This window comes from Flavobacterium johnsoniae UW101 (assembly GCF_000016645.1).
GTDB lineage: Bacteria > Bacteroidota > Bacteroidia > Flavobacteriales > Flavobacteriaceae > Flavobacterium > Flavobacterium johnsoniae.
Genome location: NC_009441.1, coordinates 5,454,649 through 5,476,974 on the forward strand (window position 1 = coordinate 5,454,649; position 22,326 = coordinate 5,476,974).

At 32.3% G+C, this 22,326-nt stretch carries 24 protein-coding genes and 1 other RNA gene; 11 read left to right on the forward strand and 14 right to left on the reverse strand.

Annotated elements, in window-relative coordinates; all coding sequences use genetic code 11:
• Positions 1-98: 98 nt before the first annotated feature.
• Positions 99-1,436, forward strand: coding sequence for an outer membrane protein assembly factor BamB family protein (locus FJOH_RS23320; RefSeq protein WP_012026479.1), 1,338 nt, complete (start codon positions 99-101; stop codon positions 1,434-1,436).
• 87 nt (positions 1,437-1,523) lie between these two features.
• Here FJOH_RS23320 and FJOH_RS23325 read toward each other — a convergent pair whose 3' ends face one another.
• Entirely contained in the window at positions 1,524-2,933 is a 1,410-nt protein-coding gene (locus FJOH_RS23325; RefSeq protein ID WP_012026480.1) for an ATP-dependent DNA helicase, read from the reverse strand.
• A gap of 329 nt (positions 2,934-3,262) precedes the next feature.
• Here FJOH_RS23325 and FJOH_RS23330 point away from each other — a divergent pair, with 329 nt between their 5' ends.
• The gene (locus FJOH_RS23330) at positions 3,263-4,081 is read left to right on the forward strand and encodes a DUF3822 family protein (protein ID WP_012026481.1); all 819 of its coding nucleotides are present in this window, start codon (positions 3,263-3,265) and stop codon (positions 4,079-4,081) included.
• A complete protein-coding gene (locus FJOH_RS23335) occupies positions 4,078-4,686 on the forward strand; it encodes an RsmD family RNA methyltransferase (RefSeq protein WP_012026482.1) in 609 nt (202 codons plus the stop codon). The genes FJOH_RS23330 and FJOH_RS23335 overlap by 4 nt, the downstream gene beginning before the upstream one ends.
• Before the next feature lie 44 nt (positions 4,687-4,730).
• Here FJOH_RS23335 and FJOH_RS23340 read toward each other — a convergent pair whose 3' ends face one another.
• On the reverse strand, positions 4,731-6,848 hold the full coding sequence (locus tag FJOH_RS23340) for a TonB-dependent receptor domain-containing protein (RefSeq protein ID WP_012026483.1): 2,118 nt from the start codon (positions 6,846-6,848) through the stop codon (positions 4,731-4,733).
• Positions 6,849-7,053: 205 nt separating this feature from the next.
• Between FJOH_RS23340 and FJOH_RS23345 the strand changes: the two genes are divergently transcribed.
• The 4 genes from FJOH_RS23345 to FJOH_RS23360 all read left to right on the forward strand — a co-directional run bounded on the left by FJOH_RS23345 (position 7,054) and on the right by FJOH_RS23360 (position 9,889).
• A complete protein-coding gene (locus FJOH_RS23345) occupies positions 7,054-7,464 on the forward strand; it encodes a hypothetical protein (RefSeq protein WP_012026484.1) in 411 nt (136 codons plus the stop codon).
• 75 nt (positions 7,465-7,539) lie between these two features.
• A complete protein-coding gene (locus tag FJOH_RS23350; RefSeq protein ID WP_012026485.1) occupies positions 7,540-8,898 on the forward strand; it encodes a sensor histidine kinase in 1,359 nt (452 codons plus the stop codon).
• A gap of 10 nt (positions 8,899-8,908) precedes the next feature.
• Positions 8,909-9,601: a response regulator transcription factor gene (locus tag FJOH_RS23355; RefSeq protein ID WP_012026486.1), complete on the forward strand. Its 693-nt coding sequence runs from the start codon at positions 8,909-8,911 to the stop codon at positions 9,599-9,601.
• 93 nt (positions 9,602-9,694) lie between these two features.
• Positions 9,695-9,889, forward strand: a complete 195-nt coding sequence (locus FJOH_RS23360) for a hypothetical protein (RefSeq protein ID WP_012026487.1) — start codon at positions 9,695-9,697, stop codon at positions 9,887-9,889.
• 114 nt (positions 9,890-10,003) lie between these two features.
• Here the strand turns inward: FJOH_RS23360 and FJOH_RS23365 are convergent, their stop codons facing one another.
• Positions 10,004-11,251, reverse strand: a complete 1,248-nt coding sequence (locus FJOH_RS23365; RefSeq protein ID WP_012026488.1) for a cation:dicarboxylate symporter family transporter — start codon at positions 11,249-11,251, stop codon at positions 10,004-10,006.
• A gap of 32 nt (positions 11,252-11,283) precedes the next feature.
• An RNA gene (gene rnpB / locus FJOH_RS26410) (RNase P RNA component class A) lies at positions 11,284-11,605 on the reverse strand.
• A gap of 124 nt (positions 11,606-11,729) precedes the next feature.
• Here rnpB and FJOH_RS23370 point away from each other — a divergent pair.
• A complete protein-coding gene (locus FJOH_RS23370; RefSeq protein WP_012026489.1) occupies positions 11,730-12,023 on the forward strand; it encodes an SH3 domain-containing protein in 294 nt (97 codons plus the stop codon).
• Between the two features lie 68 nt (positions 12,024-12,091).
• On the opposite strand, the gene FJOH_RS23375 is transcribed toward FJOH_RS23370, so the two are convergent.
• From FJOH_RS23375 to FJOH_RS23395, 5 genes are all read right to left on the reverse strand, one after another.
• Positions 12,092-12,385 (reverse strand): type II toxin-antitoxin system RelE/ParE family toxin, encoded by a 294-nt coding sequence (locus FJOH_RS23375; protein WP_012026490.1) that lies wholly within the window; start codon positions 12,383-12,385, stop codon positions 12,092-12,094.
• Positions 12,378-12,626 carry a type II toxin-antitoxin system ParD family antitoxin gene (locus FJOH_RS23380; RefSeq protein WP_012026491.1) on the reverse strand — a complete coding sequence of 83 codons (249 nt, stop codon included), beginning with the start codon at positions 12,624-12,626 and terminating at the stop codon, positions 12,378-12,380. Before FJOH_RS23380 ends, FJOH_RS23375 begins: the two co-directional genes overlap by 8 nt.
• 123 nt (positions 12,627-12,749) lie before the next feature.
• Positions 12,750-13,121, reverse strand: coding sequence for a LysM peptidoglycan-binding domain-containing protein (locus FJOH_RS23385; protein WP_012026492.1), 372 nt, complete (start codon positions 13,119-13,121; stop codon positions 12,750-12,752).
• Positions 13,122-13,128: 7 nt separating this feature from the next.
• The gene (locus tag FJOH_RS23390; protein ID WP_012026493.1) at positions 13,129-13,608 is read right to left on the reverse strand and encodes a BON domain-containing protein; all 480 of its coding nucleotides are present in this window, start codon (positions 13,606-13,608) and stop codon (positions 13,129-13,131) included.
• Positions 13,609-13,764: 156 nt separating this feature from the next.
• On the reverse strand, positions 13,765-14,184 hold the full coding sequence (locus FJOH_RS23395) for a hypothetical protein (RefSeq protein WP_123875717.1): 420 nt from the start codon (positions 14,182-14,184) through the stop codon (positions 13,765-13,767).
• A 392-nt stretch (positions 14,185-14,576) separates the two neighbouring features.
• Between FJOH_RS23395 and dnaX the strand changes: the two genes are divergently transcribed.
• Complete coding sequence (dnaX, locus tag FJOH_RS23400; protein ID WP_012026495.1) at positions 14,577-15,662, forward strand: DNA polymerase III subunit gamma/tau; 1,086 nt, start codon at positions 14,577-14,579, stop codon at positions 15,660-15,662.
• A 260-nt stretch (positions 15,663-15,922) separates the two neighbouring features.
• The gene (locus tag FJOH_RS23405) at positions 15,923-16,339 is read left to right on the forward strand and encodes a hypothetical protein (protein WP_012026496.1); all 417 of its coding nucleotides are present in this window, start codon (positions 15,923-15,925) and stop codon (positions 16,337-16,339) included.
• A 15-nt stretch (positions 16,340-16,354) separates the two neighbouring features.
• Here FJOH_RS23405 and FJOH_RS23410 read toward each other — a convergent pair whose 3' ends face one another.
• From FJOH_RS23410 to FJOH_RS23430, 5 genes are all read right to left on the reverse strand, one after another.
• The gene (locus tag FJOH_RS23410) at positions 16,355-16,933 is read right to left on the reverse strand and encodes an NAD(P)H-dependent oxidoreductase (RefSeq protein WP_012026497.1); all 579 of its coding nucleotides are present in this window, start codon (positions 16,931-16,933) and stop codon (positions 16,355-16,357) included.
• Between the two features lie 158 nt (positions 16,934-17,091).
• Complete coding sequence (locus tag FJOH_RS23415; RefSeq protein WP_012026498.1) at positions 17,092-17,652, reverse strand: Crp/Fnr family transcriptional regulator; 561 nt, start codon at positions 17,650-17,652, stop codon at positions 17,092-17,094.
• Between the two features lie 113 nt (positions 17,653-17,765).
• Positions 17,766-18,656: a Ppx/GppA phosphatase family protein gene (locus FJOH_RS23420; protein ID WP_012026499.1), complete on the reverse strand. Its 891-nt coding sequence runs from the start codon at positions 18,654-18,656 to the stop codon at positions 17,766-17,768.
• A gap of 36 nt (positions 18,657-18,692) precedes the next feature.
• Positions 18,693-20,771 carry a polyphosphate kinase 1 gene (gene ppk1 / locus FJOH_RS23425; RefSeq protein ID WP_012026500.1) on the reverse strand — a complete coding sequence of 693 codons (2,079 nt, stop codon included), beginning with the start codon at positions 20,769-20,771 and terminating at the stop codon, positions 18,693-18,695.
• 5 nt (positions 20,772-20,776) lie between these two features.
• Entirely contained in the window at positions 20,777-21,262 is a 486-nt protein-coding gene (locus FJOH_RS23430) for a SixA phosphatase family protein (RefSeq protein WP_012026501.1), read from the reverse strand.
• Positions 21,263-21,759: 497 nt separating this feature from the next.
• Here FJOH_RS23430 and FJOH_RS23435 point away from each other — a divergent pair, with 497 nt between their 5' ends.
• Positions 21,760-22,308 (forward strand): hypothetical protein, encoded by a 549-nt coding sequence (locus FJOH_RS23435; protein ID WP_012026502.1) that lies wholly within the window; start codon positions 21,760-21,762, stop codon positions 22,306-22,308.
• Positions 22,309-22,326 lie beyond the last annotated feature (18 nt).

The following is a 22,326-nucleotide window of genomic DNA, read 5'->3' on the forward strand; positions in this document are numbered from 1 at the left end:
TTCAAAACTTAGATAAAAAACATAATCGAAACAGATCGTTATAAAACTGAATGGCAGTATTTTAAAAAAGATATTATATTTATGAGAAAAAAAACATCATGAAAAAACCACAGTTTTTGATACCGCTTTTATTGTTTTTTATTTTTAATAATTCAGTTTTAGGCCAAAATAAATCTAAAACAATCAATGCATTTTCAGATCGGGTTTTTAATGGAAAAGAATACCAGCCTTTAGGCGATTTAAAATGGAAATTTAAAACCGAAGGCAAAATCTTTTCTTCTCCTATTTCTCAAAATAATACAGTTTACATTGGCAGTGAAGATGGTTTCCTATATGCTGTTGATGAAAAATCAGGAAAAGAAAACTGGAAATTTAAAACCAACGGGGCAATTCACAGTTCGCCGAGTATATCCGGAAATACAATTTATTTTGGCAGTTTTGATGGCTTTTATTACGCTGTAAATTCTCAAACCGGAAAAGAAATCTGGAAGTTCAAAACCGGAGGCGAACACTGGCTGGGCGAAATTGGAATGTGGGGTTTTAAACCAGCAAATCAATATATGGAAGATTTATGGAGTTTCTATTTATCATCTCCCGTTGTGTACCAAAACGGAAAAACGGCTATAGTTTTATTTGGCAGCAGTGACGGAAATTTTTATGCTGTTGATGCCAAAACCGGAAATCAAATATGGAAATTTAAAACAGATGGTCCTGTTCATGGAACTCCTGTAATTGATAAAAACAAAATTTACATTGGCGGCTGGGATGCCGTTTTATATGCTTTGAATGCAGAAACCGGAAAAGAAATCTGGCACTTTGCATTGGGAACTCAAACAGGTTTTAAAGGAATTCAATCTTCTGTCGCTGTTAGTGATGGAAAAGTGCTTTTTGGAGCGCGTGATCCTCATTTTTTTGCTCTGGACTCTGAAACAGGAAAACTAATCTGGAAATACGATGCCGAGAATTCCTGGATTTTGAGTTCTGCTGTCGTTAAAGACAACACCGTTTATGTGGGAACTTCTGACACTTATGCTTTATTAGCTTTGGACCTAAAAACCGGAAAAGAAAAATACCGTCTTAAAACAAACGGTTATGTTTATTCTTCGCCTGCAATTGCTGGAAACACGATTTATTTTGGAGATTTTACAGGGAATTTCTTTGCTTTAAACTTACTTTCAAACGGAAAAGAATTTAATTCTGTAAGTACTGAAAACAGAAAACAATTTGCATCTGCAACTCTTAAAAATGATCTTTTAGATTTTGGATATACAGCCCAAAATGAAGATTTGACATTTTATGATAATAACAAAAAAGTAATGGATCAATTTTATAGATTAGGACCAATTGTTTCCTCACCTTTTGTAAACAGCAACACAATTTACTTTGGAAGTGGTGACGGTTTTATATATGCTTATAATCTGCAAAAAGGAAAATAAATCCTCTGGATATTACGACACAATTTTCACAGATTTACACTTATCTATATCTTAAAAAATTCGTGCAAATCTGTGAAATTTGTGTTTTTATTCTTCAAAACTTTCGTCTTTAAAACCAATCAAATACAATTTGTTTTTGGCACGAGTCATGGCCGTGTAGAGCCATCGAATATAATCGTGGTCAATTCCGTTTGGCAGATACGGCTGTTCTATAAAAACTGTATTCCACTGCCCTCCCTGCGATTTATGACACGTTATCGCGTATGAAAACTTTACCTGTAAACCATTAAAATATTCATTTTCCTTAACCTTTTGAAATCTTTTGTACTTTGTTGACTCATCTTCATAATCTTTCATCACTTCTTCATATAGGCGATTTGATTCTTCGTATGTCAACGATGGAGATTCACTTTTTATCGTATCTAAAATTAAAACCGTTTCAAAAGGTTTTTGATCAGGATAATCAACCATTCTGATTTTTACTTTCGCAAAAGTAAATCCGTACAGTTCTTTGATTCCAAATAATTCTAAAACTTCAATGATATCACCATTTGCAATAAATCCGGCTTCATCAGTTTCTTTAAGCCAGAAATAATTGTTCTTTACAACCATCAAAAAATCACCAACAGAAAGTTCGCTTTCTTTAAACAAAATTCGGGTTCTGATTTGTTCATTGTACTGGTTTGCTCTTTTATTAGAACGAACAATAAAAGCCGTATCTTCAATACTATAATTGCTATAGGCTGTATTTATGGCATCCTGAATATCATAACCATCCGTTAACCGAACGATATCTTTGAACTTTTTGACATTGAATCTGAATTCAGCAATAAAACTTTCTTTTAATAATTCCCTTAATTCAGTTGCGTTAAATAAAATTCCGGAACTTTCTTCCTGACGCATAACTTCATCAAGTTCGATATGTTCGATTTCTTTGTCATAATGAACTCCCAAAGTATGTGTATCTAAGGCCGGACTGATATCTAAATTTACCGGCGGAAGCTGCGCCGTATCTCCCAAAAGAATCATTTTACAGTTGTTTCCAGAATACACGTATGAGATCAAATCATCCAGAAGTGAACCGCTGTCTAAAGTACTATCTGAAATCATCGAAGCCTCATCGACTATAAAAATGGTGTTTTTATGTTTGTTGACTTGTCTGGTAAAAGCCACGCCGCCACCCGATGATTTTTTGGGAAAATATATTTTTTTATGAATTGTAAAAGCAGCCGTATTCGAATAATTGGCAATTACTTTTGCCGCGCGTCCTGTTGGTGCCAATAGGACAAACTTTTTATTAATATCACCCAGATTATTTACAATCGTCGAAATCACGGTTGTTTTTCCTGTTCCGGCATATCCTTTCAGCACAAAAATTGTGTCGTTAGCCGGTTCTGTTAGAAAAATAGCAATTTTTTGAAAAAAAATATCCTGTTTGTAAGTTGGTGCAAAAGGAAATCTTCTTTGCAAAACGCCGTAAAATGCGGATGAATTCATAAGGTAAATTTGAAACACAAAGTTCGTTCTTTTTAATCGCAATACCAATTGCAAAAATCAATTAGAACTTAAACTAAAATGCAATTGTTAAATTCAATATCAGAATAAAAAACCAAATTCTTAAATCAAAACCAATCTATACAATTGGTAATAAGCACAATAATAATATTTTACTAACTTTATTATAACATTAATTTTTTAAATTGCATTTAATTGATACAATTGTCATTGAAAGTGAAATTGACATTGTTATTTATTTTATTTGTAAGTTTGCGGTCACCTTAAATTTCATTTCTGAAACGAAAAAGGTAACAAATTGTAAATCAATTATGTCAATACACAATAAAAATATCACATCAAAAAATTATAAAAAACTTTCGATTCAGGTTTCACTGAACGGATTTTCATTTTGCTGTTTTGATACTTTAAACAATACAATTATAGCTTTTAATGAAGTACTTTTTGATACTCAAAAGCAAAATAAAATTGAAGATTTGTATGCTTCGGCTTTTAAAAACCATCCGGAATTAAAAGAAACGTATGATGATATTTTAGTTATTCATAACAATAACCTTTCGACTTTTGTGCCTAGTGCTTTATTTGATGAAGATTATTTAGGAAGTTATCTGCAATACACCACAAAAGTATTTGACACTGATTTTTTTACTTACGATCAGATTTTAAATTACGAAATGCATTCTGTTTACATTCCGTACATCAACATAAATAACTTTTTAATTGACAATGTCGGCTCGTTTGATTACAAACACGTAAACAGTATTTTGGTTGAGAAAATTCTCGAAGCTTCAAAAAACAACGACGAGAAAAAAATGGTCGTAAATTTCAATCCAAATCATTTTGAAATTATCGTAGTGCAAAATCAAAAGTTATTGTTATTCAACTCGTTTGAATACCAAACTCCTGAAGATTTTATTTATTATGTTCTTTTTACTGCCGAGCAGTTAAATTTAAATCCTGAGATTTTTCAACTGGAATTACTGGGAACAATACAGCAAAACGATCCATTTTACGCGATTGCTTATAAATACATTCGTAATATTTCTTTTCTTGATGTAAGCACTTTAAAAGAAAGAAACAACTATACAACTGCTCAGAATCAAAAACATTATATCTTATTTCAATCATGAGAATCATTTCAGGAAAATACAAAGGGCGCCGGATTTTTCCACCAAAAAACCTTCCTGTAAGACCCACGACTGATATGAGTAAAGAAGCATTGTTTAATGTTTTGAATAATCATTTTAGTTTTGACGGCTTAAAGGTTTTAGATCTATTTTCGGGAACCGGTAATATAAGTTATGAATTCGCTTCACGCGGGAGCGCTCCTATTACCTCTATCGATGGCGATTTTGGATGCGTAAAATTCATTAAACAAGTTTCATCAGAATACGATTTTGACATTGCGGCTACAAAAAGCGATGTTTATAAATTTCTGGAAAACTGCAAAACTTCATACGATATTATTTTTGCCGATCCGCCTTACGGATTAGATCAGGCAGCTTTTGAAAAAATCGTTCTTACTGTTTTTGAAAAAGAACTGCTTTCTGAAGACGGCATGATGATTATCGAACATTCAAAGTATACTAAAATGGAGCATTTAAGTAATTTTTCTTTCCAGAAAAGTTATGGAGGTTCATTTTTTAGTTTCTTCGAACTGCATTCTACAGACGATGATGAAGAACTTGAAGGCGATTTACCTTTGAAAGTTGCCGAAGAAGAAGACGAAGGTTAACCATTATAAAAAAATTCCCGTTAGATTCACGGGAATTTTTGTTTCTATCTTATTCTGTTTTCATTTTCATTTACACTCTTTTCTTTAAAACCGCTTTCTTTAATTTTTCCGAAAGAATATTTAACCGAAATTGAAACCTCATGCCCATCAACTATATAGCGTGCTTTTGAGCTCGTATCATTAATTGTAAACTCTTCTGTTTCAATTACATTTTTAAATACATTATTGCAGCTCAAAGTGCAGTTCCATTTTTTTAGAAATTTCTTCGAAAGAGCCATATCAACTACAAATCTTGGGTTTCTTTCAAAAACACCTTTGTATTGTTTGGTCAACCCCCAAAAACTTAAAACAAAAGTATAGTCTTTTGGAAGTTTGAATTCGTTGTTGGAATAATAATATAAATACGGTTTTGATTTTAAAAAGTCTGCCGAGGGATCTTGTACTTTTTCCAAAATAAAAATAACAGAATTAGTTGTTGTCCAGAATTTATACGCAAAAGGAAGTTCAAAATCAACATTTAAACCCGTTTCCTTATCAAAATTTATATCCTTAAAAGTCATTATATTTCGTTCTTTATCAAATAAAAAACTATTGTAAACCGGGTTTTTAACCTGATACAAACTCAGTTTTACCGATTTGTCATGGTATTGAAAAGTCGACGAAATTTCATCAACAAATGCAGGTCCTAAATTAATATTTCCAGCATATATAAAATACGGATTTATATACGTCGCAATATTACTTAATGACGAATAATTAGGCCTCGAAATACTTTTAGCATAATTTAAGCTGATGTTTTTTGTACTGTCAACTGCCATAGAAAACTGTACTTTTGGGAAAACGTTTGTATAATTTTTATCAATTAAAGGTGAAAAATCTGTTTTATATTTTCCGATAACATTTGTGTTTTCGGCTCTTAATCCGGCAGAAAAGCTGATCTTTTTAATTTTTCCGGATAACTGGGCATAAGCGGCTGTATTCTGTTCTTTAAAATCATAATATAAAGTTGTATTTTCATTTCTTTCAAAATCAAAAATATTAGTATCTGATTTTGATTTTGCTGCTGAATAAAGTCCGCCGTATTCAAGGTTCATTTCATTTTTAAACTTTTTTTCCAGATCAATTCTTCCGGAAAAAACATCAACATTAAAGTCTTGTTTTCTGCTTTGAGCCAGATTAAATGCCATTTCATTATAATTATTTTCGACCATCGTCAGCAAAGTCTGCTGAAAATTAGAATATTGAAATCCTGCAAAAAGCTGGGTGTTAATTGCTTTTATTTTCTTAGAATAATTAAGAAACGAGTTTACAAAATTCTTTTTGCTCGAATTGTCACTCTGGGTCAAAACATTGTTTTCCTGATCCTGATTTTTATTATAAGTAAATGTATTGATAGGAAAAGTATCATCACGAAGTCTGGCATTGATATTAAACGAGAAATAATCGTCGTCGTTTATTTTATAAAACAATCCGCCTCCAAAATTGTATTGTTTCCGTTTTGTGACTGCCGAAACATCATATTTAGAGGCAATAGCTGCGTTTTGAATTTGATAATCAATACTGTGGCTTTCCCACGGATTGAGTCTATTGTAATTAAAATTGGCTTTCCATTCAAATTTATTTTTCTTGAAAGTTGAATTAATTCCTAAATAATTATTGAAATTTTTCTTGAAAGAAGCAGTTTCAGAAATATCTGTTTTAAAACCCTCTTTTTTACTAAACTTTCTGGTAATTAAAATTACAGATCGTCCTTCGGCTTCATATTTAGAAGATGGATTTTGTATAATTTCAATTGTTTTTATATCAGCAGGATCTAACGCATTCAAATCGTTTATGCCTGCTTTTTGGCTGTCTATATAGATCAGCGGATTTCCTTTACCAATCACCGTGATATTTTCTTTATCTGAACTAACCTGAACGGTTGGCAGTTTTGAAAGTAAATCGACTGTATTTGGAATTGAATTATAAACCGAATTAGCAACATCTACTTTTATATTTCCGTTTGTATTGGTAAACGTTTTTTTGTTTTGGGTGATGACAACTTCATTTAACTGCTCATTTGAAATGGAATCTTTTGGCGTTTCATTTTGAGCCTTAGCGGCAAATGAAAGACAAAAAAGCAAAAGTATAAGGAGAAGTTTTAAGGGCAGGTAAAGGTTCATTTTTAAAAGTTTTTGATTTTATAATGATGCAAAAATGCTTCTAAAAAAGCCCTGCGTAGGTTAATTGAAGGTTAATGCGGCGTTAACGGCTGTTTTGTGTTGTAAAAGCAGTATTTTTGAATTAAGAAATGGGCCGCGAATTTTACAGATTAAACAGGTTTGCGCCGGTTTATTTTTTAAAATTTAGTTTAAAGTAGTATGGAGAATGAGTATAACTAATATGAGTCACGTAGAAAAAATTTTCTTAGAAATTATAGAGAAATCCATTAAACCAATTTCTACAAAAATTGGTCAGGAAGCTAAAAAATCTATTAGTCTAACTGTTTTTCTATTATCTAAAAAACAATCACTCTTTGATGCTTACAACATTAATGAACAAATAGAAAACTACGAAGAAGTAAAAGGAGAAGTCAGAATAATTTTCAATAAGTTTTCTGTTCCTTTAAGATTTGAACTAGAAGCAATTTTTAAGCCTTCTTCATTTGAGTCAGGTTTTTCAGGTTTCTCAATTCGAGGAAATGTAAAGAATGAAGATGATGCATTAATCGTAACTCTAACTGGGCGTTCAAATCGATACAACGTTTGGAATTGGTATGGAAATTTTTCAAGAGAATAAAAATAGATTTGAACCTACATAAAACAAAATACATTATATGTAAACCCGTTCAATCTGTAAAAATCAGTGGGCTATATGAAACAAAGAATCAATTTATTAATAGCATTTTCAGTTGCGGCGCTGGTCGTTCTGTCTGCTGTGCAATGCTATTTGGTAAAAACCACTTACGATTATAAAGTGGCGCAGTTTCATACTCAGATCAAAAATGAAATTGCTCAGATTTCAAATAATTACAGCGATATTGATTCGGTTTTGGTTTCGAGAAAAGAAACACTTTATACCAATTTATCAGAGAAATATTTTCAGGGAAAAAAATCTAAAACTGACATTAAAAACGGAATTTTAGAAAATGAATACCGAAGTGCATTAACAGCAGAAATTCAACGAAAATTTGAAAGAGACCTGCCTAATTTTAAAATTGATTTTGCAATTGTGCTTAACAAATTCATTTTGTACCAAAACACAAAAAAGGCCGATACTATTTTTTCTGAAAAGCCTTTTATCCAAAACAAATTATACGGAAATCTGGCTTCGTTAAATCATGCCTTTTTGGTTCGGAATTATGTAGGCACGACAAACGGAACTTTTAAAAATCAGGATTATAAATTATTGACAGAAGATTCGATGTACGTTTCGGTAATCGATTGGGAAATGATCATTTTAAGACGAATGGCCTTTGTTCTTGTTTTGTCTTTACTGTCGATTCTTACGCTTATAACTTTGTTTGTAATTGCGCTGAAAGCATTAATTAAGCAGAAAAAAGTGAGCGATGTAAAAACCGATTTCATCAATAATATTACACATGAGCTCAAAACGCCTTTGGCAACTTTAGGAATTTCTACTAAAATTCTGGAGCAGAAAAACATTCGCGACAATGACGAAAGTTTTAATAGTATTGTCAATACCATTTCACGTCAAAACAACCGCCTTCAAAGCCTGATCGATCAGGTTATGGCAAATTCATTGGCAGAAAATGAAATTGAACTGCAAAAAGAGAAAATCGAAACCGAAGTTTTTCTGCAGACTATTGTAAATGATTTTAAAATCGGTTATCCCAAAATACATATTCAGACGCATTTTGAAACTCAAAAAACAAATCTCGTTTTAGATAAATTTCATTTAACAACGGCTCTTTTAAATGTTTTGGAAAATGCTGTAAAATATGGTTCAAATACTATTACAATAAAAACGAAACAAATTGAGGATCAGTTTTCTATTAGTATTGAAGATGACGGCATTGGAATTTCTAAAAATAAACAAGCGCTTCTTTTTGAAAAATTTTATCGCGTAGAACAAGGCAACCTTCATAATACAAAAGGTTTAGGTTTGGGACTGTATTATGTGGCGCAAATTGTAAAAGCGCATCAGGGCTCTGTTAACGTTATCAGCGACCTGGGAAAAGGAGCCCGATTTACTATTTTATTAAAAGTTTAATTACCTTATTTTGAAAAGATTACTTTTAGCCGAAGACGATTTTGATTTTGCAGCAATCTTAAAACAATATTTAGAACTGCATCAATTTGAAGTTATATGGGCAGAAAATGGCGAAATTGCTTTAGATTATTTTAAAAATCAAACTTTTGATATTTGTGTTTTCGATGTAATGATGCCCAAACTGGACGGGTTTTCACTGGCCGAAAAAACAATTACAATCAATCCCGAAATTCCTTTTATTTTTTTGACAGCCAGAAAGTTAAAAGAAGATAAAATCATTGGCTTAAAACTAGGCGCAGACGATTATATTGTAAAACCTTTTGAAGTTGACGAACTGGTGCTGCGCCTGCAGAATATCTTAAAGAGAATCGAACAAAAGAGAAGTCTGGAGGGAAATAATGTAATTGAAATAGGATCATATATTTTTGATAACGAACGTTTAACCCTTAATATTAAAAATCACGTTCAACAGCTTACAGAGAAAGAAGCTTCACTCATTGAGTATTTATATTTAAATCATAATCAGTTATTAAAAAGAGATCAGATTTTAATGTCGGTTTGGAAAAAAGACGATTATTTTTCCGGACGAAGCATGGATGTTTTTATCAGCAGACTTAGAAAATATTTTAATTCAGATCCAAAAATCAAAATTGAAAGCGTTCGAAATGTTGGATTAGAATTTAAAATAGAAAAAACACAATAAGGATCGTGAAAATGATATAAGTTTTAAAATCAATTGTATAATACATTCAGAATAAAACAATTATACATTTGAATAACTTTAAAATTCAAAATCATGAACCTAAAAAGATTTTTCGGCGGATTACTTACCATCCTCGGAATTATAGGACTTATTTATACAGCCGTTATTTTTGCAAATACTGCCGGCGGTACACGAGATATTAAATCGCTTATTATTTACGGAATACTGGGAATTGTCTTTTTCACATCAGGAATAAGCCTTGTGCGAACTACAAAGGATGAATCTTAAAAATAAGGGACAAAGGTGCAAAGGTACAAAGGGGCAGAGTTTTAATGGCTTTGTTCTTTTATATCTTTGAACCTTTGCACCTTTGCAACTTTGAACCTTTGCAGCTAAAAAAAACTACTCCAAAACCGGATCAAGATTCAGCTCCGTAAAATCGCGTTCTGTTTTAGAAATTATAATGGTTGCCACAGTATTTCCTATTAAGTTTGTAATGGCTCTGGCTTCACTCATAAATTTATCAACTCCCAGTAAAAAAGCCAATCCTTCAACAGGAATTTTATGCAACGCTGTTAAAGTAGACGCTAAAACAATAAAGCCGCTTCCGGTTACTCCTGCGGCTCCTTTTGATGTAATCATCAAAATACCTATTACAGTCAGGATTTCGAAAAAACTCAAATGCACATCATATAATTGTGCAAGGAATATTACAGACATTGATAAGTAAATCGAAGTTCCGTCAAGATTAAATGAATATCCTGTTGGAATTACCAATCCAACAACTGATTTACTACAGCCCATTCTTTCTAGTTTTACCATAATACTGGGCAAAGCAGCTTCAGAAGATGAAGTTCCTAAAACCAGTAAAAGTTCTTCTTTGATGTATTTTAAAATCGAGAGAATATTTATTTTATAATATCTCAAAATACTGCCCAAAATTAAAAATACAAAAAGCGCCATTGTAAGGTAAACGCAGAGCATTAATTTTCCAAGCGGAATTAAAGTCGCTAATCCAAACTTGCCAATTGTATAGGCCATTCCGCCAAAAGCACCAATTGGCGCGAGATACATAACATATTTTAAACCCGTAAAAACAAATTTTGAAAATCGCTCTAAGACCAAAATAGTCTGTTCTCTTTTTTGGTAAAAATTCAAAGCAATTCCGCAGACAATTGCTGCTAATAAAACCTGAAGTGTAAAATTTGAAAAGAAAAACTGAAGCCACGAAAAATCTTTTGCGCTTCCATTTGTATATTGGCTTGCATCTCCTAAACTTAATCCTGATTTGTCTATTTTTCCAGGTTGAAATATATAAGCTACAGCTACACCAATTGCTAAAGCAACTGTCGAAACTACTTCAAAATAACCCAGGGCTTTTACACCAATTCGGCCTACTTTTTTTAAATTTCCCATTCCTGAAATTCCCAAAACGATGGTAAGGAAAATAATAGGACCAATAAAAAGCTTAATAAGATCAACAAACCTTTTTCCAACAATTTCCATTTTCACACCATTTTCCGGCGAAAAATGTCCTAGTAAAACACCAGCAAGAATAGCAATCAAAACCCAAAAAGTAAGGTTGGTAATTATAGCATGAAAAATGCTTTTACTGGCTTTTGATGAAGGGTTTGGAGTGTTTATATTCATGAAAAAGGGTTAAGATAGTTTCACAAATATATAAAAAATGCAGACCTATAAGCCGGATTCTGTCCCTGATAAATCAAGGCCTTATCATTTATCTAGATTCCGAATTACTCCGGAACTCAAGCTACCTACCCTTCAACAACGGACGAGAAGCCCTTAAATGCTGATATACTTGGTATTTCACCGCATAGAGTTTACCTGGTTTCACTACAGCATTACCTGTACATACTTTCTGCTGCACTTGTCCTAATCCCGATTAAAATCGGGACCGACGGGCGTTACCCGCTATGCTTCTCTGTGGTGTCCGGACTTTCCTCCCTCCCAATAAATTGGAACGGCGATAAGGCGGTCTGCGCGGCAAAAGTACAATTTTATCACCTAACTATATTGATTTTAAATTTCAGATTTTATGAGTTTTATCATAACTTTTTAATTTTAAAATAGTTATCTTTAAAAATCTATAATTTTAAATTCAGTTATCATGAAAAGAATGTATCATTACGCAACTGTCTCAAAGGCTTTAGATCAATTGAATGAAAAAGGATTTACATGCGATTTTAATCGAAATGCTGATTTGATTAAAAAAAATCCTGAAAAATTCGAAATTGTTCATGTGTATCGATACGAAGGGGAATCAGACCCGGCAGATGAGGCAGTTGTATACGGAATTAAGTCCAGCAGCGGAAAAAAGGGCGTTTATGTTGCGGGGTTTTCTGCAGATTCAGATCAGGAAACTGCTCAATTTTTATTTGATTTGAGTATTAGAGGAAGATAGTTAATACTCTGTGTTTAGTTTTATCATTTCGACGAGAGAATAAGACTATTTTCGTCGAAATGATAAAATTAAAATTTACTTTTCAAATCCATTTTTCCGTGAAGTATTCTAACTATTTCAATTTCATTTTCTGAAATAATCTGATAAAAAAGAATATGCTCATTAGACTTATAACCTAGTAATTTCTCTGTTACAATATCATATTTCTTTCCAAGACTGGGATTCTCCGCAGCTTCCTGACAAGAGTCTAAAAGTAAAAGATAATATTTATCGGCCTGATTTTCTGACCATTCATCAAAAGTATAATTCCAAATAACAGCTAAATCTTCGACAGCTTTATTTGTCAAATGATATTTAGCCATTTTTTTTCTTTGCTTTTAAACTTTCAAGATGTTTTTTAGGATCAAAATTTTCAGCACGCCCGCTTTCTATTCCATCCTGAACTGCTTTTTTTAATACTAACAATTTATTTTCTTCTTCTTCTAAAAGACGTAATCCTGCTCTCACAACTTCGCTAGCATTTTTATATCTTCCTTCAGAAAGACTATTCTCAATAAAGTTTTCGAAATGATTTCCCAGTGATATTGAAGTATTTCGTCCCATAATTATTTTTTAAGAATGTAAAATTACCAAAAATTGGTAACATCAAAAAACTTTATCGGGTTAATACTTTTCTAATTAAAATAAAAAAGTCCAAATCAATTAAGATTGGACTTTTAAAAACTTTTATACTGTTGGTATTTTCAACTTCCAGCCTGGCTGAATCAAATCGGGGTTTGAAATAACGTCTCTATTGGCTTCAAAAATATCCTGCCAGGAAACTCCATATGCTTTTCCTATTTTAGAAAGAGAATCACCAGCTTCAACTGTATATTCTCTCGAAACATGTTCTTCTACTTCAATATTCATTACTACATCTCCAGAACGATAATCCGGATCAATTTCTCCATAAGCATTCCAAAGTTTTTCTTTATCTGCTGCAGATTTTGCTGTACCGTCAATATACAGCACATTATCTTGTTCTCTAACCTGTAAATTGGCTATTTGTAAATCGCCGGCTAAATTGGTCAGTTCTCTGTATTTATCTTGTAAACTCATAACAATTTTATTTAATAGTTAATTTGTTATCAACTTTTTTGGGTTTCAGTTCTTGTAAACTCTGCATCAATGGCTGTAGTTTATCTCTTTTTATTTCTCCTGAAAGGGTAATTACACCACCCACAACTGTTGCGCTGACACCATCATAAGCATCCACAATTTTATGTACCGATTTATCTAAATCAGCATCAGAATTAATTATAACAGCTGCTGCCGCTGGTTCTACATTTGGCTCTGGAATCTGGCAGTTGTTTATTACAGTTTTGACTCCTTTAACTGATTTAACAGAACTCTCAATGTTTTTCTTGAAAGCATCATCATCACAAGTTCCCACAATGGTCGCAACACCTTCATGCACTGTTACATGTATTCCTGGTGTATCATTTAGTTTTGCATTGATTTCTTTTTCAATATCAGCATCTTTAGCGCTGCAAGCCAATAAAGAAAAGGCAAGCCCCGTTCCCAATAAAATTGATTTGATTTTCATAACAATTTGTTTTAATAATTAACTATCTAAAATTAACCAGATTAACCAGTAAAACTTTATATGATATGCTTGTGGTTCTTATATCTTTTCCAGTAAAAGAACAAGCCGCAATTTCTTATAAGAGAATTTTAGACGAAGAATTACAGTGCAAATGAATTAATCTGCACTTTGAAGAATTTTTAAATAATTGGTAAGCAAATCTGAGATTTTATTAAATTCAATTTGATAATTGTCTACAAAATATACTTCATTTTCGAGCATTCCGGTCTGAATACCTTTTTTTGAAGCCTGAATATCTCCTTTTCTAACAATCAGAATTTTGAAGTAATGATTATTATCTTTTAAAGTCAATTCATTAAAATCAGACAATTTGGGATCATTGTTGATGTTTTGCTGTCCAATATCAGAGCCTAAATACGATTGGAATTTTCCAAAACCATAAAACGGATTATTGTTGTCGTAATTTCGATACGTTTTTCTGTTTCCTTTTTTCAATATAAACCTTTTGACTTTTTCAAAATCTTCTACTGAAAACTGATTTGTTATTTTCTGAAAATTAGTTTGATTAAAATTCATGTTTTGAGATTTAACTTGTGGAGAACAGATTATTAAAGGCAAAAAAATAATTATTTGTGAAATCAGTTTTTTCATGACTTAATTCTCTTTAGAATATTTGACTGCGATTTTAAGTTCGGAGATATACTTCCATTTTAATATATAATTTGGATTAGCGATACATCTATACTAACCTTATCAAACTTAAAGATTTCTTTATGAAAAAGAAATACAATTATTACAAAAAAATGAAGTTTACTATGATGAGTTATTTTCATTTCTGAAACTCGAAATTAAAAAATAACGTTACTTGCTCAGATTCAAACTACTCAAAATCTTCTCTAAGATTTATGATTTTCAGATTTGTGATTTGGTAATTTTCAGCCTATATTTGCTATCGAATAAAAAAGAATATGGAACAATTTGTAGTATCGGCTCGTAAATACCGTCCGCAGACATTTAAGGATGTTGTGGGACAAAAAGCCATTACCAACACTTTGTTGAACGCTATCGAAAGCAATCACCTGGCTTCGGCTCTTTTATTTACGGGACCTCGTGGAGTTGGTAAAACAACCTGCGCTCGTATTTTGGCTCGAAAAATAAATCAGCCTGGATATGATGATCCTACAGAAGATTTTGCTTTTAACGTTTTTGAGCTGGATGCTGCTTCAAACAACTCGGTTGATGATATTCGTAATCTTATCGATCAGGTTAGAATTCCGCCGCAAACAGGACAATATAAAGTATATATCATTGACGAGGTTCATATGTTGTCTTCTGCCGCTTTTAATGCTTTCCTTAAAACATTAGAAGAGCCGCCAAAGCACGCTATTTTCATTTTAGCTACAACAGAAAAACACAAAATCCTTCCAACGATTTTATCACGTTGTCAGATTTTTGATTTTAAACGAATTACAGTTAAAGATGCTAAAGAACATTTAGCAGATGTTGCTGAAAGTCAAGGAATCAATTTTGAAGACGATGCATTACACATTATTGCTCAAAAAGCAGATGGTGCAATGCGTGATGCGTTATCTATTTTTGACCGTGTCGTTTCGTATTGCGGTACTAACCTGACACGTCAGGCTGTAACGGAAAACTTAAATGTTTTAGATTACGAAACCTATATTACAGTTACAGATTTAATTCTTGAAAATAAAATTCCGGATCTTTTAATTGCTTACAACGATATTCTTGCAAAAGGTTTTGACGGGCATCATTTTATTGCCGGATTAGCGTCTCATTTTAGAGATTTATTAGTCAGCAAAACACCTTCGACTATTGCTTTATTAGAAGTTGGAGAACAAGCACAGCAGATGTACGGAGTACAATCTCAAAAGTGTTCTCAGGAATTTCTATTAAAAGGAATTGACATTGCAAACGACTGCGACCTAAAATACAAATTGAGTCAAAATCAGCGTCTTTTAGTTGAATTATGTTTGATGCAATTGGCCTCTATCAACTTTGATGGAGAAAAAAAAAAGTTGAGCAATTCATAATTCCGCCCACTTATTATAAAAATGGAAGTTTTTCAATTGTTGAAGTTCCAAATTTAAAATCTCAAACTCCAAATAAGGAAGAAAATAGCAATGTCACTCAAAATAGAAATGACAATGATACGCCTGTTGTAAATACTGCAGCGCAAACTCCTATTGTAGAAACTCCAAAAGTTGAAACTCCTGTAACTCCAAGAGCAGAAATAGGCGGCGAGCCTAAAGTTTCTGCATTTTCTTTAGCGAGTATTCGAAAGAAAAAAGAAATGGAAGAAAGCAGTAAGAGTTATGTTAAACCATCGTCTGTATTACCTACAGAGGAATTTAACGAAACTGACATGCGTCTTCACTGGAATAAATATGCTGAGCGTTTAGGTCAAAAAGGCCTAAAAATCATGGAATCAATATTACTTATCAGCGATCCTGTTTTAGAAGGAACCAGAATTAGTTACGAGCTGCCAAATGAAGGATCGAAACTGGAATTTGAAAGTCAGATGAACGGGTTATTAGGGCATTTAAAAGGACATTTACACAATCACGACATTACGATAGAAGTAATTGTAAACGAAAAGGTTGAGGCTAAAAGAAGTTACAATAATCAAGACCGTTACAATCGTTTCTTAGAAATCAATCCAAACATCGAGCTTTTGCGTTCAACATTTGGATTGGATTTAAAAGATTAATTCTACACTGCTTTTTTATTTATTTCGGACACCGAAATTATATACTTTTTCGAGCCATTTTTTTCTTTGATTTTCATCAGAATTTTTAATAATTCCGATGTAACTGACTTTTACGGGTTTTACACCGCAAAATCCCAAAGTTGATTTTTTTAACTGATTTACGCTTGGTCTTCCAAAAGACAATCTATAAAACCATCCGGGCTGATCTAAAGTGGTTATAATATGTGCCGTTTTACCTTTGAGCAATTTATCCCACCAAACGGAGTTTTCACGATACTGAAAAGCCATTCCGGGTAAAAACAAACGATCAATAAATCCTTTTGCAACTGCCGGAAGTCCGCCCCACCAAACGGGATGAATCCACACTAAATGATCGGCTCTTTTTATTTTTTCCCATGATTCGAGTAAATCAGGTTCTAATTCAGTTCGTTTTTGGTAACCAAATTTTAAATTGGGATTAAAGTTTAAATCCGCAATTGTTATTGTTTCTACTTGTGCTCCAGAAGCATCTGCACCTTTTTTATAAGATTCTGCAATAGCAAAATTAAAACTGTCGGGGTTTGGGTGCCCGTTTATGATCAAGATGTTTTTCATATCATTTTTTTTCAAAAATACCACTCGGCTTATTTATTCTACTGGACAAATGTCCTAAAAAACTTATTTAAATTTTAATGTTTAACGTAGATTTAGCAGATTTATTTTTAAAGAATATTTTTACAAAAAAAACTTCTAAATAAGCGGAAAACAAAAAATCAAACCATTGCTTTTCGAATTCGGCTTAAATGTCTTGGTGTAACACCTAAATAAGAAGCCAGATATTGCAGCGGAATTAACTGCAGATATTTTTGATGATTTTTATACAGCTCTTCATAACGCTGTGCGCCCGATAATTTTTGAAATGAAACCATCCTTTTTTGAAGATTTACAAATTCCATTTCTGTCAATTTTCTTCCGGTTTCCTGCCAGTTAATGCTGGCTTGATACAGTTTCTCTAAAGCTTTTCGATCTAAAACCTGCAATTCTGTATCGACTAAAGCCTGAACATTTTCTTCTGCTTTTTCCTGTGTAATGAAGCTGGCAAATGAGGCCATAAATTCATTTTCAAAAGCAAAACAGTTCGTAATTTCGTCTCCTTTATGATTCAAAAAAAAGGAACGCAAAATTCCTTTTTTTATAAATACTATTTCATTGCAAACCTGATTTTCAGTCAGTAAAAATTCTCCTTTTTTAAGTATGCGAAAAGTTATCAAATCATCTAAAAGAGACAATTCATCTTTGGAGAAATCTTGTATGGACTGAAAAACTGATTTCATTATAAATATTGTTTTAAATAAAAATACCGCGAATTACACGAATTTACACTATTTTATTTTCTTAAAAATAATTCGTGCAAATTCGTGTAAATCGCAGCAAAAATATTCTAATATTAAATTTTACCGTAATACATTGCTTTTACAATTCCGTCAGAAAGTCCAATTTTTGGAACATAAATCTGGCGTGCGCCGCTCCATTTCATTGCATTTAAGTAAATACGGGTAGCATGGATGATTACGTCGGCACGGTCAGAGTTCAAACCTAATTCGGCGATTCTCTGTTCGTAAGTCAATGAATTTAAAAAGGCATACTGAGAATTGATATAAATGTACGAAAGCGGTTTTTCCTGCTGCTTTCCAGACATTTTAAACAATTTATTGATATTTCCTCCAGATCCAATCAGGGTAACTTCTTCATAATCTGCTGTGTTGGTTTTAATCCATTTTTCAATTTCATCCCAAACCACATCGTGAACCATATTATTTAATAAACGAACAGTTCCTGCTTTGAAAGATCTTGAATTGATCATTTTTCCATCAGAGAACAACGTAAATTCGGTGCTTCCTCCGCCAACATCAACAAAAAGATAAGTTTCATCAGATTTTATTAAATGATGTAAATCTGTAGAAGCAATAATTGCTGCTTCTTTTTTACCATCAATAATTTCGATTTTTATGTCGGCTTTTTTCTTAATTAAAGCCACAACTTCTTTAGCATTATACGCTTCACGCATTGCCGAAGTTGCAAATGCCATATAGCGTTCTACTTTATGTACTTTCATTAAAAGGTTAAATGCTTTCATGGCATCAACCATTCGGTCTATATTTTCTGGTGATATTTCGCCTACTGTAAAGGCATCTTGTCCCAAACGAATTGGCACACGAACAAGCGAACTTTTATTAAACTGGGGTTCTTTTCCATCTTGTTCTACAACATTTGATATCAACAGCCTCATGGCATTTGAACCGATATCTATTGCTGCAAATTTCCTAATTTTAATCATGCTCACTTATGATTTTGTAATTGAATTTTTAATTATTTAGTTTACTTTTTGAGGAACCTCTTCCAGTACTGCTACTTTATTTTGATAATATTTATAGGTTTCAAATTGTGCTCTAAATGGGGCATGATGGTTTCGAGGCTTATATTTATTATCTAATTTGTATGAATGATATCTTACTTTTACGTTTCCTTTCCAGGCGATATTGAAATTGTCAATTAATTCTTTTTTGATTTCGTGATCGTAAACCGGACAGGTTACTTCTACTCTTCCGTCAAGATTTCTGGTCATAAAATCGGCAGAAGAAATATATACTTCGTTTAGGCCGGCATTTCCAAAAATGTATACTCTTGTATGTTCTAAATAATTATCGACAATACTTATGGCTTCAATATTTTCGCTCATTCCCGGAATTCCTGGAATCAAGCAGCAAATTCCTCTTACATTTAACTGAATTTTTACTCCTGCATTACTTGCTTCGTATAATTTATCAATCATTTTAAAGTCTGACAAACTATTCATTTTTAACTTAATAAATGTTTTTCTTCCAGCCAGAGCATGAAGAATTTCACGGTCTATTAGTTTTACAAATTTGGTTCTTGTATAATGAGGTGAAACGATTAAATGCTTGTATCGGTGTACTCTGTAATTGATGTCGAAAAACTCGAATATTTTAGAGGTATCTTTTAAAATTCCCTGATGGCAGGTAAAAAGTGTTACATCGGTATAAATTTTAGCAGTCGATTCGTTGAAGTTTCCTGTAGAAATAAATCCATAACGACGGTTTTTTCCATCTTCGGTTCTTTCGATTACACAAATTTTACTGTGTACTTTTAATCCTTTTATTCCAAAAATAAGTTCTATTCCTTCGGTCTGCATCTGCTCAGCATAAGAAATATTCGAAGCTTCGTCAAAACGCGCCTGAAGTTCAATTTGTACTACCACACGTTTTCCGTTTTTGGCTGCATTTATTAATGAACTGATAATCTGAGAGTTTTTTGCCAGACGGTAAAGTGTAATTTTAATACTGGTTACTTTTGGGTCTAAGGCTGCTTCACGCAAAAACTTTGTTAGATAAGCAAATGACTGATAAGGCGCATGAACCAAATAATCTTTTTTAGAGATTTTCTCTAATATACTTCCATCAAGACTTAAACCCGGAACCGGCAATGGCTCGTTTGGTTTGTACAATAAATCGTAACGTCCGAGATTTGGAAAATCCATATAATCACGGCGGTTATGATATCTTCCTCCCGGAATTATACTGTCGGTTTCTACAATTTTCATTTTATCTAAAAAGAAACGCAGAGTATCTTCTTCAATTAGGCTGTCGTAAATAAAACGAACTGGTTCTCCTATTCGGCGGTCTTTTACAGATGAAGCAATTTTTTCGAGCATACTTTTACTCAAATCGCTATCGATATCCAATTGTGCATCTCTGGTAATTTTGATCATATGTGCCGAAACACTCTTATAATCAAATATATTGAAGATATTTTTTAGTTTTAAACGAATTACATCATCAATTAAGATTACGTATTGTTTTTCATCTTCAGAAGGAAGAACTACAAATCTGTTGATGGTTTTAGGAATTTCAATTAAGGCATAACGAACCTCATCGGTTTTTAATTCTAAACGAACTGCTAAATATCCTGCTGTATCTTTTAAAATAGGAAAAACGGCCAAATCATTTAAGATGATGGTTACCAATTCAGGACTTAATTTTTGCATAAAAAAGTCCTTTAGGAAACATTCTTGTTTTGGAGTTACCTGATCTTCATTAATAATAAAAATGTTTTCGGCTTCGAGCTCACTTTCAATATTACCTAGAATGCGTAAACTTTCAGATTGCTGCTGAATTACGATTTCGGTAATATCTTTAATTAATTGATGAGCAGAAATTCTGCCTAAATATTTTTCTCCGGAAATACCGGAAAGACTTAATCTGCGAATAGCAGCATATCGAACTCTAAAAAACTCATCTAAATTGTTTGAAAAAATTCCAACAAATCGCAGTCGGTCTAAAAGAGGAACGGTATTATCTGCCGCTTCCTGAAGTACTCTTGCATTAAACGCTAACCAGCTTTTTTCTCTATCGATATATTTCTGTTCGTACACTGTAATTATTTTAAGTCTTTGGGGAATATAGTTTTATTGGTTTTGCCTTTATCGATTGTGTCCCAGCTGTCTGAATCAAATTGCAGTGAAACAAAGCCGGAAGTTGGAACATTATCAATAAAAACATCTCCAAATTTATTAACAAAATTTGTAATAGCCTCGTTATGTCCGAAAAGAATAACGCTTTCGAAACTATTATCACAAGATTTAATAACCTTTTCGAGTTGTCTTTCATCAAAAGTATACAAATCATCTCTGTAAACTATGCTGTCTATAGGATATGAAATGTTTTGAGCAAAGATTAAAGCAGTTTCTGAGGCACGTGCAGCAGTACTGCTCCATACTATATAGGTTTTAGGAAGATATTTTGAAATATGAGTAGAAACTTCATGCGCATCTAAGATTCCTCTTTTTTGCAAAGGTCTGTCGAAATCTTTTAAAGGTGCTTCCCAACTTGATTTTGCATGACGTATTAAAATTAAATTTTTCATAAACAAAGGGTTTAAAAACCGCAGAAAACTACTGCAATTTTATTGAAGTTCTAATTTACAAAAGATATTTTAATACTACTCTTTTTTTTAATTCTGTTAACATTCTGGTGAAATTTTAACAAGTATGAATTATCCGCAAAACTTTAACAATCCCAAAAATTGAAATTGTCCATTTTCAAAAATAATGTACTTCATCCGTCGAAATGTACATTTGGTCGATTTTTGCAAATCAGCAATAAATTAACTAAATATTTGATTATTAATTATTTACACAAAACCAAATTGCATCATTTTCATTAAAAATGAAAGAAAAATCAATCTAAAATTTTTATCTAACAAGTTAAAAAAATATTTTTTTGAGTCAATTTTTGACAAAAAAAGAGTAGTTGAACGAGTTTTTAGGTTAGTTGCAGATAAAAAAATTTAATTATAAAAACTCTAATATAATTTTGATTCTGTTAAAATTTTAGAAATACCACTAACAAAAATCCTAAATTATGAGAACTACAACTAATCTTAAAAAAGCGGTGAAATTTGTTAATAATTGTAAGTTCATTTTTTCTTTCAAAAATATTTTTAAGAAAAATTTATTGTCTGTACTCTTTCTTTTAATTACAACAATTTCATTTGCTCAATCGGGTTCGTGCAGCGCATCTTTGATTGTTGAAAATAATGGCAATATCAGGAGCACTCCTCTCGATGGAACGTATTACTCAATGGTTCTGACCAACAACAGTTCTTCTACAGACACTTTTGTTTTAAGTTCTAAGAATATAAATGCTTCTTGTGCTAATACAGACGGAAGTTCTACTGCAGGAAATGTCATAATCAATACTGATTTTATTAATTCTGAAAGAAACTCTCTAAGTGAAATAACGCTAAGCGCAGGTGAATCTGTAAATTTTTATATCCACGTTACAATTCCTGCCGGTACTTCGACACAAAAATGGTCTTGCAATAAGATTACCGCTGCTTCAAAAAATTGCAGCAACTATTCAGTTGATGCTGTTTTACATACTTACATCATTAATCCGGTTAATGATTAAACAAGATATATCAAGTAT

Excerpts from the sequence above, each read along its gene's own strand:
- FJOH_RS23320 (WP_012026479.1), top strand. The coding sequence starts at position 99 with ATGAAAAAACCACAGTTTTTGATACCGCTTTTATTGTTTTTTATTTTT.
- FJOH_RS23325 (WP_012026480.1), bottom strand. The coding sequence starts at position 2,933 with ATGAATTCATCCGCATTTTACGGCGTTTTGCAAAGAAGATTTCCTTTT.
- FJOH_RS23330 (WP_012026481.1), top strand. The coding sequence starts at position 3,263 with ATGTCAATACACAATAAAAATATCACATCAAAAAATTATAAAAAACTT.
- FJOH_RS23335 (WP_012026482.1), top strand. The coding sequence starts at position 4,078 with ATGAGAATCATTTCAGGAAAATACAAAGGGCGCCGGATTTTTCCACCA.
- FJOH_RS23340 (WP_012026483.1), bottom strand. The coding sequence starts at position 6,848 with ATGAACCTTTACCTGCCCTTAAAACTTCTCCTTATACTTTTGCTTTTT.
- FJOH_RS23345 (WP_012026484.1), top strand. The coding sequence starts at position 7,054 with ATGAGTATAACTAATATGAGTCACGTAGAAAAAATTTTCTTAGAAATT.
- FJOH_RS23350 (WP_012026485.1), top strand. The coding sequence starts at position 7,540 with ATGAAACAAAGAATCAATTTATTAATAGCATTTTCAGTTGCGGCGCTG.
- FJOH_RS23360 (WP_012026487.1), top strand. The coding sequence starts at position 9,695 with ATGAACCTAAAAAGATTTTTCGGCGGATTACTTACCATCCTCGGAATT.
- FJOH_RS23365 (WP_012026488.1), bottom strand. The coding sequence starts at position 11,251 with ATGAATATAAACACTCCAAACCCTTCATCAAAAGCCAGTAAAAGCATT.
- FJOH_RS23370 (WP_012026489.1), top strand. The coding sequence starts at position 11,730 with ATGAAAAGAATGTATCATTACGCAACTGTCTCAAAGGCTTTAGATCAA.
- FJOH_RS23375 (WP_012026490.1), bottom strand. The coding sequence starts at position 12,385 with ATGGCTAAATATCATTTGACAAATAAAGCTGTCGAAGATTTAGCTGTT.
- FJOH_RS23380 (WP_012026491.1), bottom strand. The coding sequence starts at position 12,626 with ATGGGACGAAATACTTCAATATCACTGGGAAATCATTTCGAAAACTTT.
- FJOH_RS23385 (WP_012026492.1), bottom strand. The coding sequence starts at position 13,121 with ATGAGTTTACAAGATAAATACAGAGAACTGACCAATTTAGCCGGCGAT.
- FJOH_RS23390 (WP_012026493.1), bottom strand. The coding sequence starts at position 13,608 with ATGAAAATCAAATCAATTTTATTGGGAACGGGGCTTGCCTTTTCTTTA.
- FJOH_RS23395 (WP_123875717.1), bottom strand. The coding sequence starts at position 14,184 with ATGAATTTTAATCAAACTAATTTTCAGAAAATAACAAATCAGTTTTCA.
- dnaX (WP_012026495.1), top strand. The coding sequence starts at position 14,577 with ATGGAACAATTTGTAGTATCGGCTCGTAAATACCGTCCGCAGACATTT.
- FJOH_RS23405 (WP_012026496.1), top strand. The coding sequence starts at position 15,923 with ATGGAAGAAAGCAGTAAGAGTTATGTTAAACCATCGTCTGTATTACCT.
- FJOH_RS23410 (WP_012026497.1), bottom strand. The coding sequence starts at position 16,933 with ATGAAAAACATCTTGATCATAAACGGGCACCCAAACCCCGACAGTTTT.
- FJOH_RS23415 (WP_012026498.1), bottom strand. The coding sequence starts at position 17,652 with ATGAAATCAGTTTTTCAGTCCATACAAGATTTCTCCAAAGATGAATTG.
- FJOH_RS23420 (WP_012026499.1), bottom strand. The coding sequence starts at position 18,656 with ATGATTAAAATTAGGAAATTTGCAGCAATAGATATCGGTTCAAATGCC.
- FJOH_RS23430 (WP_012026501.1), bottom strand. The coding sequence starts at position 21,262 with ATGAAAAATTTAATTTTAATACGTCATGCAAAATCAAGTTGGGAAGCA.
- FJOH_RS23435 (WP_012026502.1), top strand. The coding sequence starts at position 21,760 with ATGAGAACTACAACTAATCTTAAAAAAGCGGTGAAATTTGTTAATAAT.